Below are 16,501 nucleotides of genomic sequence, written 5' to 3' on the forward strand. Positions count from 1 at the left end.
ACAAACGATCTTTTTGCCATGAAGGCAGAGATCAGCCGCGTTGAAGAGTCGATACACACGTTCACCAAGCTTTGCGCCGACCCGTCTACCGCGAAAGCGCTAAAAGCGCTGCAACTGAAGGATATTACCAACGCCGCGCATGCATACCTGACGCTGACCCAGGCCGCGATAGCATCGCTTCAGGACGAAGTCGGGATATCGCGCCCAAGTCTGGGGAGTCATTTGTCCATGAGCGGTCTATTTCCCGCTCGGGAAATCCCGGCCGCAGACGCAAACCTAAAGGCGCAGATCAGCGCGCTGCGGGCACGAAGACAAAACCTGATTGAAGCGCAACGTCTACTGGGCGAACTGCCGCCAACATTTTGGAAAGCAATGATTGGTCAAGCCATGGCAAGCGCCGACCCGTCTCGCCCTCCGTTCGCGGCAACATCGTTGTACATGGGCAAAGACGAGATGATCCGCCGCGCAGCGGACGAAATCGACCAGGTATCGATTCAAATTTGGACAAAATCGTTTTTCCTCAGTTCGTCCACACCCCCTCGGGCGCTCGATAGTCATTGGAAACTGCCCAATTTTTCGCTCTCCAAAACATCGCATGCCGAACCCCAACCCGCCGCCTCTGCGGCAGGACAACCGCCCTACAGCAACATCCGGTTGCCAATGCCCTTACGGCCTAAGCTACAAATATGGCTTGCCGACAACTCAGCGTGCGTGAAGGAGCTGACACTTGCATTGGACGAAATAGCTCAATCTGCACTGCCTCAGCGTACGAGCCAACGCTCCCCGTTAAGGATGCAGCGCGGGCAAGCCAATCGTGAACTATCAATGGGACGCTATCGCAACGCCCGCCTTGGCACGATACGGCACAACGCGCTGATGGTGACCCAGTACTGGCACGCCTATCATCTCGGCGCGCGAGACGACGCACATAGGGCATCAAACGAATATGACGGACTTTCGCTCGAGACATGGAGCGCCGGCTACGCGGCGCTGCTATGTTCGATCATGAACTCGTTATGGGAAAACCCGCTGCGCCCGCCCCTGTTGGATCCTGCAGCCGAACAGCAGTTCGTCCTGCGACTGATCGAGGAAACCAAGGTGGCGTCGGCGCTATTGGCGCACGTCGCTGCCAACCGGGATAAAAAGAACGACGAGCCGGACCAGGATACCGAATTTTGCACGGCAATGCTCAATGGCATCGCCACCCACACGCATGCCGTCAGCCAAAAGCTGCAAGCATGGATCGAAGAACAACAAATCTTCTCGCGGCCCGGCCAATCGGCGCGTCGTGTCAGCACGGCCCAGAGCAGCGTCGGCAAACGCGACGAGGAAGCCGAAACCGCATTGCTCAGGCAATGGCTGCAGCCTTTCAAGAATGCGTACTTTGCCGATCGCTCCGTGCAGGATATCGAGGCCGGGATCCAGACGATACTTAAAAACATCGTGTACGCGCACGATGTCGGATCGACCGATCACGACTGGCTGGAGCAAAGCAAGCAGTCCGCGCAACCGTCCAGATCCAAAGGCAAGAAGAAAAAAGCGCGTAAAGCCAAGTCCACACGCATGGACACTGCCGCTACGGACGCCCACCCCGGCTGAGCGGCAACGCGCCGAATTCGATGCATTCAAAAAACAGCTTCCCGATGACATTCCGGCCGACGCGCGAAAACACATTGATCAACATCGCGAAGGAATGAGAGGCTTGATAGATGAAATTAGTCACGCCTTTGCGGCAATAACGGCTGCCGATACGGCCCTTGACCCACGCGATACGACCGACAAATACATTGCACAACTTCGCCTGGCCCAGCAGCAATGCACTGGCATGGCCACAGTGGCTCGCACACGCCGGCAGGACTTCGAGCAGAAAGAAGCCGAACTCGAATCGCTGGACCTGGACGACGCGTCCAAGCACATGTTGCGTCAACGGCTCAGTCATCTGCTGACGGTCACGGATACCGATATTCAACATCTGGAGCGCATCAGCCACGAGATCGACTCACTGCTTAAGCAGGCGTACGCCATCGAATGCCTACGCGCCCCTTCGTTCAGTGCATTCAAGGCTCTTTGGGACGCAAGCGGGATAACGGTGACGGGCGGGCACAATTGGACAAAAGTCGCGAAGAACACCGCGCACGAAAACTATATGTTGGAATATGAGCTCAGCCTGTCGCCGGAGTTGGCCAACGAATTGAATCAACGGCTTAGCTCACTCACAAAGACGTCGAAATGGGTGCTTCATCTGCATTCACCGACGCCAGATAAGGCTGCGGTGCGCGTCGGTCATTTTAAGACCTGGCAAGAACGCACTGCCAGCAATCCCGAACACCGCGGCATTGTCCCGCCCGACATCCTGCACGCGCTCATGGCCCAGTTGGACGCGGGCCGGAACGAACCCGGCCGGACCGCTCAACGCCATACCGCTGCGCAACCGTCCTCCGATCGTGCTCGACGGCGGCATCATCGTGCGGCGGTGAGCCGGCGCAGCTAGAAAATCACCACGCTATGCATCGCGTCGCCGGCGGCGAACGCAAGATGGCGTACCCATGTTTCCGACGGAATCTATTCGCCTTATCCGTGGGAGCGACGCGATGCACAGTATGCGCGACCACGCGTATGCTACCTATTCAGTCTCGCCTCGTTCATGGCTACCGTCGGTATCACGATCGAGAACGTGTCGATCCAAGGATTTCGGGCGGTCCCACCCGGCGCCCATTGCACTAACACGCGCCCGCTGCCCAAACGGATTAGGGCTTTGTCGTCACTAACCAGCGGAATACACGTAAACTAGCGTCTTTAAGGTCGCGTCGACACGGCAGAGGAACCGCCGCACGGTCGATATTCTAAAATTTGACAGACTGCTTGCATGACTGATGGAAAACGTGCCCGTTGGTGAACACACGCGGAACCACCCCGAATCGCCCGGGAGCCCATCCAACATGGGTTTGAGCAACGGCCAAGCGCCGAAACCGGCCGCCCCTGCGGAAATTGGCAACCACACGCCGATGATGCGCCAATACCTCAGTATCAAGGCTGACCACCCCGGCACGCTCGTGCTGTACCGAATGGGCGACTTCTACGAGTTGTTCTATGAGGACGCGGAAAAAGCGGCACGACTGCTCGATTTAACGCTCACGCAGCGCGGCGCATCGGCAGGCAATCCGATCAAGATGGCCGGGGTGCCGCACCACTCGCTCGAGCAGTACCTGGCCAAGCTCGTGAAGCTTGGCGAGTCCGTGGCCATCTGCGAGCAGATCGGCGACCCGGCCACCTCCAAGGGGCCGGTCGAGCGCAAGGTCGTACGCATTGTCACACCCGGCACGCTGACCGACGCGGCGCTGCTCGCCGATAAAAGCGACGCGTACCTGCTCGCCCTCGCGCCCGTGCACAACCGCCGCGGCACGCTAACCGGGGTCGGGCTCGCGTGGTTGAATTTGGCAAGTGGCGCACTGCGGCTGACCGAGGTCGGCGCAGACCAGGTGGCGGCCGCGATCGAGCGCATCCGGCCGGCCGAGACGCTGGTGAGCGACAGCGCCGCGCAAGCGCTCGCGCTGCCCGCAAGCGTCGGCACGTTGACACGGGTTCCTGGATGGCACTTCGATCCCAGCTCCGGCGCGCAACGTCTGTGTGAACAATTGGCGGTCGCCAGTCTCGACGGCTTCGGCGCGCAAACATTGAGCGCCGCATGCGGCGCGGCCGGCGCGTTGCTGCTGTACGCGGCACAGACACAGGGACAGCAGTTGCGGCACATCCGCTCGCTGAAGGTCGAGCACGAATCCGAGTACATCGGGCTCGATCCGGCAACGCGGCGTAACCTCGAGTTGACCGAAACGCTGCGCGGCACGGATTCCCCGACGCTGTTCTCGCTGCTTGACGCATGCTGCACGTCGATGGGCAGCCGCCTGCTGCGCCATTGGTTGCATCATGCGCCGCGCAATCCGGCTGTCGCGCGCGCCCGCCAACAGGCGATTGGCGCGTTGCTCGACGGCCCGCCAGGCAACACGCTCGACGCGCTTCGCCACGCGTTGCGGCAGATCGCCGACGTCGAGCGCATCACGGGCCGACTTGCCTTGCTCAGTGCACGGCCTCGCGATCTCGCCAGCCTGCGCGACACATTCGGCAAGCTGCCTGAATTGCGCGAGCAGATCGCGCCGCTCATCGCGCACTCGGCATCGTTGCAGCAGCTCAATGCATCGCTGCACGCACCGCCTGAATGCACCGACCTGTTGCAGCGGGCGATTGCGGCCGAGCCTGCCGCGATGGTGCGCGACGGCGGCGTCATTGCCCGCGGCTACGATGCGGAATTAGACGAGTTGCGTGACATCTCGGAGAACTGCGGACAGTTCCTCGTCGATCTAGAAAGCCGTGAACGCACCCGCACCGGCATCGCGAATCTACGTGTCGAATACAACAAGGTCCATGGCTTCTATATCGAGGTCACGCGCGGGCAGACCGACAAGGTGCCGGACGACTACCGACGGCGCCAGACCTTGAAGAACGCGGAGCGCTATATCACGCCAGAGCTCAAGGCGTTCGAGGACAAGGCACTGTCGGCGCAAGAGCGCGCGCTCGCGCGCGAACGCGCGTTGTACGACGCATTGTTGCAGGCGTTGTTACCCCACATCGGCGATTGCCAGCGCGTGGCGGGCGCGCTGGCCGAGCTTGACGTGTTTGCCTCGCTCGCCGACCGGGCACGTGCGCTGGAATGGATCGCGCCATCGTTTGACGAACAGGCCGGTATCGAGATTGAGCAAGGACGGCATCCGGTCGTTCAGGCCCAGGTCGAGCAGTTCATCGCGAACGATTGCCGGCTCGGCGCGGAACGCAAGCTGCTATTGATCACCGGGCCGAATATGGGCGGCAAGTCGACGTTCATGCGGCAAACGGCGCTGATCACGCTGATGGCGTACGTTGGCAGCTATGTGCCGGCAAAGCGGGCCTGTTTCGGCCCCGTGGACCGGATCTTCACGCGAATCGGCGCCGCCGATGACCTTGCGGGCGGCCGTTCGACGTTCATGGTCGAGATGACCGAAGCCGCCGCAATTCTGAACGATGCGACGCCACACAGCCTTGTGTTGATGGACGAAATCGGTCGCGGTACATCGACCTTCGATGGGCTCGCGCTCGCGTGGGCCATCGCGCGCCACTTAATCTCGCACAATCAAAGCTATACGCTTTTCGCCACGCACTACTTTGAGCTCACACAGTTGCCGGCGCAATGCCCGACGGCGGCAAACGTGCATCTGTCCGCGGTCGAGCATGACCATGGAATCGTGTTCCTGCACGCGGTCAACGAAGGTCCGGCGAACCAAAGTTACGGATTACAGGTCGCGCAACTGGCCGGCGTCCCGCAACCGGTGATTCGCGCAGCCCGCCGTCACCTGGCGTTACTCGAACAGCAAACGGCCGGCCAGCCGGCGCCGCAGCTCGATTTGTTTACCTCAGCGTCGCTCGCGGTCGATGGAGCGACCGAGCCGTACTGCGAGCAACCGGCAGGCGAGGCAGACCTCAGCACGCCGCAGGCGCGACCCACCGCGCCCCACGCTGCAGTCGAGCGATTGCGCAGCATCGACCCCGATGCGCTGCGCCCGCGTGATGCACTTGAATTGCTGTATGAGTTGTACGAGCTTGTCGAGCGCGCGGATCGTGAGTCCCGCTGAGCGGTCACCGCGCATGCCACCCCATCACGCGCAAAAGCGCTGCACGGCGGTGACGAGGCGCACGCTTGCATTCGCGCTAGTCGTGCTGCTTGCTGGGCGTGGGCCGGGCGCCCAGGCAGCGCCGGGTACGCCTGTGATCGACAGCGTGCGCTTCGCCGTCATCGTGGGTTTGCCACCATCGCTGTCGAGCGATACGGCCACACGGGCACTACTCGACAGGCTGCGGCGCACCCCGAAGCTGCAATTCGCGGTATGGGACGGCGCGCTGCGCCGGCCGGGCGAGCCGTGCGTCGACGCGCTGTTCGCCGCGCGTCGCACGTTGCTCGACACGTCCGCGGTGCCCCTCGTCGTTATACCGGGCCGCCACGACTGGGAGGACTGCGACAGCAAGCTTGCCGGGGGCTTTGATCCGGTTGAGCGACTCGACTTCGTGCGTCAAACGTTCTTCGACCAGCCGTACTCGCTCGGCAGCAAGGCGATGCACGTGGTACGGCAAAGCGACCTGCCGCGCTTCCGACAGTATCGCGAGAACCTGCGCTGGGAAACCGGTGGTATCGCCTTCGTGACACTGAACGTGCCGGACGGCAACAATCATTATTCGAGTGCCGGCGGACGCAACGGCGAATTCGAGGATCGGGCGGTCGCCAATGCGTTCTGGCTGCGGCACGCTGGGGAATATGCCAAGCGCCGCAAGCTCAAGGCGATCAGCGTATTAATCGACGCCGATCCCGACTTTGAGCGCTATGAGCAACGCGGGCGCTTGACTTGGCTGAGATGGGGTCGCGGCCTGCCGCGCGATGGGTACGTTGAGTTCAAACGGACGCTGGTCGAGCTGTCGCGCAGCTTCAGCGGCACGGTCGTACTGATTCACGGCGCAAGCCATCACACATTGCCGCGCGTGCGAATTGACCAGCCATTACACGATGACCGCGGCGAGCGTATCCAGAACTTCACCCGAGTCGCGATCGCGCGAGCGGGCCGTGATCCACAGTGGCTCGATATCCGCGCCGAACCGACACATTGGCCGGTGTTCCACGTCAGCGAACGTGCATGGCCCGATGCAGCTCGGTTCGCGACAATACCACCCGTGTCCGGCCCGCCGGGCACGGCATCATCACCCGGCGACGTTGGCGCCACCGCGGCGGCGCAGCCGCCGGGCGCTGCGACCGCCGCACCCGAGCGAGGACCGGACGCGACGCCGGTCAACGGACTGTGGCTGCCGGGCGGAACCACAACACCGGCTAACGGGCTATGGATGCCGGGCGCAGCCGCGACACCGCCCACCGGGCTCTGGCCGCCCCCTGCGCAGCGCGCACCGGCTCCGCGTGATCCGGCCGTGCCAACCTCCGGTGCGGCGCCAGCCGGCCCATCGAATGACGACATGCCGAACGAGACGCCCGCTGCCCGGCTCCACACCGACCCGTCAAGACACGCGTCAGCCGGCGCGCCGCGATTCGACCGCGACCCCCTCCGCCCTTAGGCGTGTCAGGACGCTGGCTGACGACCCGCCTTGCACCGGGGCAAACGCTCGACGGTCAATGCAGCGTTGGCGACTTGCCGGCCGCCGGAGACGAGCCGTCATCGTCCTGGCCGTCATCCTCGTCCAGGTCGATGACTTCAAGTCCATCGGCGCCATGCGCGTGCTCGTGCTCGACTTCATCGGCAGTGGCCTCGCGCACGTCCCTGACCGTCAGCAAAAAGCGCAAAGCCATGCCGGCCAACGGATGATTGCCATCGAGCACCACCTTGTCCTCGGCGAGATCCGTCACCGTGTAGATCAGTGTATCGACCTCGTCGTCCCCGCCTTCGGGCGTCCCCTCGAACTGCATGCCGACTTCGAGCGGCTCAGGAAAGCGGTCTCGAGGCTCGATCTTGACCAGTTCAGGATCGTAGTCGCCAAACGCATCAACGGGCTCGAGCTGGATCTGCGTCGAAAATCCCGCTTCTTGGCCTTCTAGCACTTCCTCGATCTTCGGGAACGTGCCATCATAGCCGCCGTGCAGATAAACCATCGGCTCGTCGCTTTCCTCGATCAGGTTGCCCTGTGCATCCGACAACTTGTAGGCGACAGAAACGACGGTGTTCTTCGCGATTTTCATTCGACTCTCCAGAATACAAGCTCCATTATACGATGCCTGTGCGGCCTTCCCCACCGGCGCCGCGGATGTTGTCGCGCGCCGTTTCGACGCGTCTGCCGGCCACCCCGCCCGCGTTTGTCACCCCACCCCGCCCCGACGTGCCGACTCCACTGCTGGGTGGCCTGACGCCGGCGCAGTTCATGCGCCGCTACTGGCAAAAAAAGCCATTGCTGGTTCGACAGGCGCTGCTCGACTTCCATTCCCCGGTCACCCGGCAATGCCTATTTGACCTCGCGCAACGTGACGATGTCGAGTCGCGCGTGATCCGGCAACGTGCAGTGCGCGGCGAGGTGCGCTGGCAACTCGAGCACGGGCCATTCGAACGCTTGCCGGCCACGCGTCAGCGTCAATGGACGCTGCTCGTGCAGGGCGTGAACCTGCACGTGCCAGCCGCGCACGCGCTGATGAACCGGTTCCGCTTCCTGCCGGATGCACGGCTGGACGATGTAATGATTTCGTATGCGACCGATGGCGGCGGCGTAGGACCGCATTTCGACTCGTACGACGTGTTCCTGCTTCAGTTGCATGGCCGGCGCCGCTGGCGTGTCGGCGCGCAGCGGGACCTTTCGCTGCGTCCGGGTTTGCCGCTGAAAGTGCTGCAGCATTTTGAGCCAAGCGAGGACTGGATCCTTGAGCCGGGTGACATGCTTTACCTGCCGCCGCACATCGCACATGATGGCATCGCGCTGGGCGAGTGCATGACCGGCTCAATCGGCTTTCGCGCGCCACTTGACGGCGAGCTGTCCGAGCAATTCCTGTATCATGCTGCTGAGCGCGCGGCGCAGGCCCGTGGCGCGTCGCGCCGCTACGCGGACCCGGATCAGCCGCCCGTAAGCGACCATCCGGCCGCACTGCCCCCGACGCTGGTCGACCACGTCGTGGAATTGGTCGAGCGGATGCGTTGGTCACGTGCGGACATCGCGGAATTTGTCGGCAGCTACTTAAGCGAACCGAAGACGAGTGTTTTTTTTGACCCACCTGCGCGCGCACTGTCGCGTCATGCGTTTGTTTCGCGCATCGTCGAAAACGGCGTCGAACTCGATCCGAAAACGATTTTGCTGTACGACGACACGCGCTATTACTTGAACGGGGAATCAGCGAAGTTGGTACGCAGCTTGCGTAAAGCCATCACCACGTTAGCCGATCAGCGGATGCTTCCAGGGAAAAAATTTGTAACACTCTCTCACCATTCGTCCATGACACAGCTGTTGTACGAATGGTATCGTGCGGGCTGGATACGGATTGGCGAGCCATAAGCGGCTGGCGTTCGGTATCCCGTGATATGAAATTTTGTCTGGAAAAGACAACGAACCGGCCCCAGATTTATCGACGGTCGGTAGGAAAGTGCCTATAATTCCTGCCCAAGCCGTAGGTGAGAGGAATGCGACGAGCATGCGACCCACCAGCGGCCATAGGTGAGTGTTGAAGCACACAATACCGGTATTATTCGCGCTGTTGCTTACCTGTAACCATAAAAGGACGTGATCATGAAGAAATCCCTCCTCGTAGCATCTCTGTTGGCAGTGATGGCTCTGGCGGCTTGCGGCAAGAAGGACGAAAGCACAGCTCCGACTGCTGCGAGCGACGCGGCTGCCGCATCGGCTCCGGCTGCTGCTTCGGCTGCTTTGGACGCGGCCATTGCCGCTTCGGGCGCCGCAGCTGCAGCTAGCGACGCGGCTTCGAGCGCTGCCGCTGCTGCGAGCGATGCGGCTTCGGCTGCCGCCACGGCTTCGGGCGTAAGCCAGTAATCGCTGTCGGCGAAAAAAATCCGCAATTACGCGGGCTCAAACTGCTGACAAACCCCTGGTTTTGACCGGGGGTTTGTCGTTTAATATGTGCGATTCACGGACATCGTTTTAATTAAGATGAGGCGATGGACCGAGAGATCGCCACGCGATTACGTTGGTTGCGCATGCGAGGCCGACAATGGCGGCCTCGCATGCGCGCGCTGTGGCATCTGCCGACCGACACTTCGCGATGGCTACGTCGCTATCAAGAAGCCAGCGAAGCAGGTCTCCAATCCCAAAGCCGCCGTCCACACCGAAGTCCAAGCCAGAAGGTTTCTGAGGTCGATCGAGCAACGCTTCTCCGACTGCGTGCCAAGCACAAAGGCGCGCGGCGGAACCAGCGCAGCCAAAACATTATCGCCGTCGCCCGCACAGATCACTCGGTGGCAAGACGCCCGTCGATCGCATCGCAGAACTAGGCGAATTGACACCGCTGGCACAAGAGGTAGCCGGCGCCTACGATGAACTGAAAGAGCGTGTCCAACACCGCGAATGGCGACTCGACAAGACCCTCGCCGAACATCACCGGCGCGTGTTGGAACTTGCGTCTTCTATCGGAACCCCGAGCTCCAACGCGCGTAAGCCCCCGGCAATGTCACCTTGAACCAGCCGTGTCATGAAGCGAGGATCGTGTCTACCTATTTTTCTAATGGACACGTGTACGCTATGAACGAGAGTGAAGCGGGTTTGGAAGCAGTGCAGCCGACACGGCGACGCCGCCACAGCAAGCAGTTCAAGGAGACGGTGATCCGTGCGGCGATGCAGCCAAACGTGTCGATCGCTGCGGTGGCGCTGCATTACCAGTTGAATGCGAACCTGTTGCGTCGGTGGGTGGCCGCGCAGCAGGAGCAGGACGTGGCGCGCGAAGCGCGCCAGTCGATGAGCGTGCCCGCGGCGAAGTTTGTGCCGCTGCAATGGGAGACGCCGGACGTGTCGCCTGCCTCGACGGTGATTCAGATCGAAGTGCGCCGAGGGGCGGCGAGCGTGACGGTACGCTGGCCGCTTTGTGCTGCAGCCGATTGCGCGGCGTGGTTGCAAGGGTGGCTACGATGATGCGCATCGACGAGATCTGGCTAGCGACCGAGCCGATCGATATGCGCGCGGGCATCGATACGATCCTAGCGCACGTGGTGAGGGTGTTTGGCGCGGCGCGGCCGCACCACGCCTATCTGTTTGCTAACCGTGACTCGACGCGCATGAAGGTGCTCGTGTATGATGGGCTCGGTATCTGGCTGGCGGCACGGCGCCTGAACAAGGGGCGGTTCATCTGGACGAATGGCAACCAGGCGATTGCCGCCGCGCTGAACCTCGCCCAGTTGCGAGCGCTGATAACCGGGCTGCCCTGGCACACACTCGCACACGATCACGCGATCACCGTCGTGTAATATCCCCAAAGCCGTAAACTGGCTTGCTTGCCGCAGCGCGGTGGATTCTGGCAGACTGGCCGCATGAACCTATCGGCTAACCTCGACGCTCTGAGCCCCGACGAACTGCGCACGCTAGCTGCGCAACTGATGGTTTAGGTGGGCGAGAAGGACCGGCAGTTGCGCTATCGTCAGAGGCGCATTGACCAACTTACCCATGAGATTGCCGTGCTCAAGCGCTTGCAATTTGGCAAGCGCAGCGAGCAATTCAACGTTGAGCAGATGAGTCTGCTCGATGAGGCCATCGACGCCGATCTGGCTGTGCTCAAAATCGAGCTCGAGCAATTGCAGTCAGATACGCCTGCGCACAAGCAGCGTCAGAAGCCCAAGCGTGCGCCGTTGCCGCCACACTTGCCGCGCACCGAGATCCATCACGAACCCGACGAACTTATTTGCTCTTGTGGCTGCCAGCGCGTGCGTATCGGCCAGGACATCAGCGAGAAGCTGGACTATAAGCCGGGGGTGTTCACGGTTGAACGGCATATCCGCGGCAAATGGGTTTGCAAGGCGTGCGAGACGCTGATTCAGGCACCTGTGCCGCCCCATGTGATCGACAAGGGCATGCCGAGCGCAGGCTTGCTCACGCAAGTGCTCGCTGCCAAGTACGGTGATCACTTGCCGTTGTACCGTCAAGAACGCATCTTCGGGCGCGCCGGTCTTGCCATCGCCCAATCAACGCTGGGTCAGTGGGTTGGCGTGTGTGGTGTGAGGTTGCAGCCGCTGGTCGAGGCGCTTCGCGAAGAGCTTGTGCAACACGGTGTGCTGCACGCCGATGAAACGCCGGTGCAAATGCTCGTTCCCAGTAAAGGAAAAACGCAGCGAGCGTACGTATGGGCATACGCCACGACGCAGTTCGCCCACGTGCGCGCCGTGGTCTATGAGTTCGCCGATAGTCGCGCGGGCGAACATGCCCGCCAGTTTCTCGGTGACTGGCGCGGCAAGTTAGTATGCGACGATCACAGCGGCTACAAAGCCGGATTCGAGCTGGGCATCACTGAGATCGGATGCATGGCTCATGCAAGACGCAAGTTCTTTGAGTTGCACGCCAACCACAAGAGTCAGATCGCTGAACAGGCGCTGGAATACTTCGGCGCACTTTACGCTGTCGAGCGCGATGTTGCACAGCTCAAGCCTGATCGCAGAGGTGAAGTGCGTCAGCAGCGCGCTGGGCCAATCGCCGATGCGCTACATGAGTGGATGTTCACTCAGCGCAAACGGGTCAGTGAAGGATCGGCGATCGCCAAAGCGCTTGACTACAGTCTTAAGCGCTGGGAGGCGCTCACGCGTTATCTAGTCGATGGGCATATGCCCATCGACAATAACTGGCTGGAAAATCAGATTCGTCCCTGGGCCATCAGTCGCTCGAACTGGTTGTTTGCCGGTTCGTTGCGCGCTGGGCAACGCGCCGCGACAATCATGAGCCTGATTTGATCCGCGCAGCTCAATGGTCATGACCCGTACGTCTACCTTAAAGACGTGCTCAATCGATTGCCCACCCATCGAGCCGACGACATCGCCGCCCTGCTGCCGCATCGCTGGGCGCCAGCCCCAGCTTGATTGACGGCATTTACCTCCAGGGATGTCTTTGCCGGGGGCTTACCAACGCGCCACGAAAACGGCCATCTAAAAGTGAAACGATGTCCGTGAATCACACAGTCGAAGAAATTTGAGCTGGCCAAGGCGATCCGTTATTCGCTCAACCAGTGGGACGCGCTTGCGCTGAACTGCCAAGGGGGCGCGCGCTGAAATCAGCAACGCCCTAGCCGAAAACACGCTGCGCTGCGTGAGACTGGGACGCAAGAACTTCCAGTTCACCGGTTCTGATAGCGGGGGCGAGCGAGCTGCCGCGATGTACGGTCTGATCGGCACGTGCAAGCTCGACGGGATCAACCCGCACACCTACCTTGAATATGTTTTGCCCCATATTGATGACCATTCCATTAACCGCATTGACGAACTGTTGCCCTGGAACGTCATCGGCAAGTTGCCCCGCCAGTCTGACCCGCCGCCCACTGCCTGATTGCTAATCCGAGCGAGCGATCCACCATCATGCTTCACCCGCCTCTCGCATTGCAAACGGCCCTCGTGAGCTGCTTACCTTATGCACAGCCAAGTCGCAGGCGCTCCTGTGCAAGCGACACAACACGCGCCTTGACCAGCTTCACCGCCTCGACTTTACGTGCCTTGCTAAACTGCCTTATCGTCTTCATTCACTTCTTGGGCCTGCTGGCTCTCCCATTAATCTAGCTGACAGGCTAGAATGGAAGCAATAGCGGCCGTGGGTTCTGGCTTAAGCATTTCTCCGTGGCTACAATGCATGTCATGAACTTTTATTTCCCCAAGCACATATGGTTTCCACGCATCAGGCGTCACTACCGTTTCACATCCAGCCTCTGCTACCGTGGCTCGAAACAATAGCGCATCACCGCTATACTGCGATGGAAAATAATCTTTTACGATACGCACATTATTCTTTGCAATTTTCTCAATGTTTTCCAATAAATGCTTATCCATCGCCGAGATTAACTCATTGCCATAGTGATAGGCGAACACATCTCTAACTATCGCCTGGTCAAGTTGATTTGCTTCCTCTTCAAAAGCTTTGCCCGCAAAAGGAGGACTATCTAGTAACCCCAGCAACGCCACTTTTTCGCCTTCGTGTTCGAGTCGGACAGCCATGCTATGCGCCACTATGCCACCGAAGCTCCATCCTAATAAGCAGTAAGGTCCTTTGGGCTGAACATGGCGCATTTGCTCAAGATAGTCTGACACCATCTCGTCAAGGGTAGACGCAAGCGGGCTTGTTCCATCGAACCCACGAGCCTGCAAGCCATAGAGGGGCTGATCCGGGTGAAGGTAATTGGACAGACCCATATAGCTCCAGCTCAAACCAAATCCGGGATGGATGCAGAAAAGAGCAGGACGACTGCCTGTGGGTTTAAGAGGAAGTAGAACAGAAAACGAGTTTTCTTGGATCCCGTCATGTTTAACGAAATGGCGTGCTAAGCCTGCGAGAGTGGGTGCCTCAAACAACGTGCGAATAGCAAGGTCAATCCCTAACGCTGTACGTACACGACTGATCAAGCGCATGGCGAGCAGCGAGTGGCCGCCGAGCGCAAAGAAGCTGTCGTGCCGACCCACACGCTTCACACCCAAGAGCTCAGCCCAGATCTCGGCTAACGTCGTCTCCAGCTCGCCTTGCGGCGCTTCATACGCTTGATGCGCCAGTGCCGCCTCATCCGGTGCGGGCAGTGCACGCCGATCGAGCTTGCCGTTGGGCGTTAGCGGCCACGCGTCCACCCGCACAAACGCACTGGGGACCATATACTCAGGCAGCTTCGCCGCCACCTGCGCGCACAGTGTGCTCGCCAGTGGCTCATCCGCTTCGGCCTGTACATACGCGACAAGCCGCTTGTCCAAGCCCTCACCGGTTGCCAGCACCACCGCCTCGCGCACCTGCGGATGCGCCGTTAAGCACGCTGCGATCTCGCCCAGCTCAATGCGAAAGCCGCGAAGCTTGACCTGATCGTCATTGCGACCCAAGAACTCCAGATTGCCGTCGGCCCGATAACGGGCCACATCCCCGGTCTTATACAGCCGTGCATCCGCATCCTCTGAGAACGGATCCGGCACAAAGCGCTCGGCAGTCAGCTCCGGGCGGTTCAGATAGCCCCGTGCCACCCCCGCACCACCAATAGATAACTCACCCACCGCACCCAGCGGCACCGGCTGGCTGTGCGCATCGAGCAGATACACGCGCGTGTTCCCGATTGGCCGGCCAATCGGGACCTCACCACTGAAGTCACGTGCACCACGCCATACCGTGGCACAAACGGTCGCCTCCGTGGGACCGTAGGCATTAAAGACCGTGCCTTGGTCGGCCAAGTCTCGAACCAGCGTTGCACTGGGCGCTTCGCCTGCTAGAATCAGCGTTAAGGACGGACCAAAGCTAAGCAAATCTGTGCCATGTTGAAGTAGTGCAGGCGGTAACGTCGCGTGCGTAATCGCATGGCTTGCCAAATAGTCACGCAGAGCATGCCGATCATGCCGGGCCGCCTCGGGTGGCAGATACAACGCTACACCGCTGCCAAAAGCCATAAAGATTTCGGATGCACTCGCATCAAAGCTGAACGACGCAAATTGCAAAATACGGCTGGTTGGCTGCACGCCAAAACAGGCGATCTGCGCCAGAGCAAGGTTTACCATACCCCGATGCTCGACCATCACCCCCTTGGGCGTGCCGGTCGAGCCGGACGTATAGATCACATACGCCAGATGCCGGGCCGTCAGGCCCGCCACCGACGGATTGGTGCCCGGCAACGCCGGCAAGGTGGCCGGATCGAGCACCGTGCACTCGGCCAACGCCGCCTCGCCCAACGCAGCGCGCCCCACCGCATCCGCGAGCACCATGCTCGGCGCCGCATCGGCGAGGATGTGCGCCAAGCGCTCACTCGGATAGCTCGGATCCAGCGGCACATACGCGCCCCCGGCCTTTAAAATCGCCAACAACCCCACGACCAGCGCAGCACTGCGCTGCACGCAGATCGCCACCCGCGTGTCCGGCCTGACGCCCCACTCGATCAACTGGTGCGCGAGGCGATTGGCTCGTGCATTGAGCTGTGCATAGCTCAACGTTTGATCCTCATAGACCAGCGCCGGCGCCTCGGGCGTGCGCTCGACCTGCGCCTCAAACAACTGGTGCACGCACATATGCGACGGATACGCCCGCTGCGTCGCGTTCCATGTCTGCAGCAGCAACTGACGCTCGGCCGGTGACAGCAGCTCAAGCGTTGCAACCGGCTGCTGGGGATGAGCCACCATCGCCTGCAACATGGCCTGCAGATAGCCGACGTACCGCTCGATCGTCGCGGGATCGAACAGCGCCGTCGCATACCCTAAGCGGCCGACAATCTCATCGCCTGTATCAGACAAGTTCAGCTCGAGATCGCACTTCACGGCGTCATACTCCAGCTCAGCCGGCGTGGCCGTGAGCCCGGGTAAGCGCCACTGCCCTGTCTCATTGCTCTGCCATGCCAACATCACTTGAAACAGCGGCGTATGATTCAATCGACGCGGCGGCTGCACGATCTCCACCACTTGCTCAAACGGCAGATCTTGATGCGCTTGCGCGTCCAGCGTCGTGCGCCGCACGCGCGTGAGCAGCTCTACGGTATCGGGCTCGTCCGACAAATCCACGCGCAACGCCAGCGTATTGACAAAAAAACCAATCAACGGCTCAATCTGTGGATGGTGACGATTAGCGCTGGGCGTGCCGATGACCACATCACACTGGCCGGACAGGCGCGCGAGCACCGCGCTCCACGCCGCGAGCACCGTCATAAATAGCGTCGTGCCGTACTCCCCACTTAAGCGCTTGAGCGCTTGCGTCGTGGCCGCATCCATGCGCACCGGCACCTGTGCACCGACAAACGACTGTTGTGCCGGGCGCGGCCGATCGGTCGGTAGCTCAAGCAGCACCGGCGCGTCGGCGA

At 60.9% G+C, this 16,501-nt stretch carries 10 protein-coding genes and 3 pseudogenes; 11 read left to right on the forward strand and 2 right to left on the reverse strand.

Annotated elements, in window-relative coordinates; translation table 11 throughout:
* Positions 1 to 18: 18 nt before the first annotated feature.
* From KPG66_RS08345 to KPG66_RS08360, 4 genes are all read left to right on the forward strand, one after another.
* Positions 19 to 1,599 (forward strand): hypothetical protein, encoded by a 1,581-nt coding sequence (locus tag KPG66_RS08345; protein WP_237070616.1) that lies wholly within the window; start codon positions 19 to 21, stop codon positions 1,597 to 1,599.
* A gap of 94 nt (positions 1,600 to 1,693) precedes the next feature.
* Complete coding sequence (locus KPG66_RS08350; protein WP_013435666.1) at positions 1,694 to 2,491, forward strand: hypothetical protein; 798 nt, start codon at positions 1,694 to 1,696, stop codon at positions 2,489 to 2,491.
* A 448-nt stretch (positions 2,492 to 2,939) separates the two neighbouring features.
* The gene (gene mutS, locus KPG66_RS08355; RefSeq protein ID WP_083813456.1) at positions 2,940 to 5,660 is read left to right on the forward strand and encodes a DNA mismatch repair protein MutS; all 2,721 of its coding nucleotides are present in this window, start codon (positions 2,940 to 2,942) and stop codon (positions 5,658 to 5,660) included.
* 13 nt (positions 5,661 to 5,673) lie between these two features.
* Positions 5,674 to 7,140 (forward strand): hypothetical protein, encoded by a 1,467-nt coding sequence (locus KPG66_RS08360; RefSeq protein WP_013435669.1) that lies wholly within the window; start codon positions 5,674 to 5,676, stop codon positions 7,138 to 7,140.
* 55 nt (positions 7,141 to 7,195) lie between these two features.
* Here the strand turns inward: KPG66_RS08360 and KPG66_RS08365 are convergent, their stop codons facing one another.
* Positions 7,196 to 7,759 carry an FKBP-type peptidyl-prolyl cis-trans isomerase gene (locus tag KPG66_RS08365; protein ID WP_013435670.1) on the reverse strand — a complete coding sequence of 188 codons (564 nt, stop codon included), beginning with the start codon at positions 7,757 to 7,759 and terminating at the stop codon, positions 7,196 to 7,198.
* A gap of 32 nt (positions 7,760 to 7,791) precedes the next feature.
* Between KPG66_RS08365 and KPG66_RS08370 the strand changes: the two genes are divergently transcribed.
* From KPG66_RS08370 to KPG66_RS08400, 7 genes and pseudogenes are all read left to right on the forward strand, one after another.
* Positions 7,792 to 9,054, forward strand: a complete 1,263-nt coding sequence (locus KPG66_RS08370; protein WP_013435671.1) for a cupin domain-containing protein — start codon at positions 7,792 to 7,794, stop codon at positions 9,052 to 9,054.
* Positions 9,055 to 9,285: 231 nt separating this feature from the next.
* Complete coding sequence (locus KPG66_RS08375) at positions 9,286 to 9,546, forward strand: hypothetical protein (protein ID WP_041754340.1); 261 nt, start codon at positions 9,286 to 9,288, stop codon at positions 9,544 to 9,546.
* A 400-nt stretch (positions 9,547 to 9,946) separates the two neighbouring features.
* A pseudogene (locus tag KPG66_RS17925) lies at positions 9,947 to 10,189 on the forward strand (IS481 family transposase); the annotation flags it as partial.
* Positions 10,190 to 10,251: 62 nt separating this feature from the next.
* A complete protein-coding gene (locus tag KPG66_RS08385) occupies positions 10,252 to 10,638 on the forward strand; it encodes a transposase (protein ID WP_041753673.1) in 387 nt (128 codons plus the stop codon).
* Entirely contained in the window at positions 10,635 to 10,970 is a 336-nt protein-coding gene (tnpB, locus tag KPG66_RS08390) for an IS66 family insertion sequence element accessory protein TnpB (protein WP_237070617.1), read from the forward strand. The genes KPG66_RS08385 and tnpB overlap by 4 nt, the downstream gene beginning before the upstream one ends.
* A gap of 138 nt (positions 10,971 to 11,108) precedes the next feature.
* Positions 11,109 to 12,566: pseudogene (gene tnpC, locus KPG66_RS08395) on the forward strand (IS66 family transposase).
* 93 nt (positions 12,567 to 12,659) lie between these two features.
* Positions 12,660 to 13,029 (forward strand): annotated as a pseudogene (locus KPG66_RS08400) (transposase domain-containing protein); the annotation flags it as partial.
* Positions 13,030 to 13,247: 218 nt separating this feature from the next.
* Here the strand turns inward: KPG66_RS08400 and KPG66_RS08405 are convergent.
* Positions 13,248 to 16,501 (reverse strand): non-ribosomal peptide synthetase (locus tag KPG66_RS08405; protein WP_237070618.1); only part of this gene is annotated, 3,254 nt, incomplete at its 5' end.

Source organism: Mycetohabitans sp. B2, assembly GCF_021733735.1.
GTDB classification, from domain to species: Bacteria; Pseudomonadota; Gammaproteobacteria; order Burkholderiales; family Burkholderiaceae; genus Mycetohabitans; species Mycetohabitans rhizoxinica.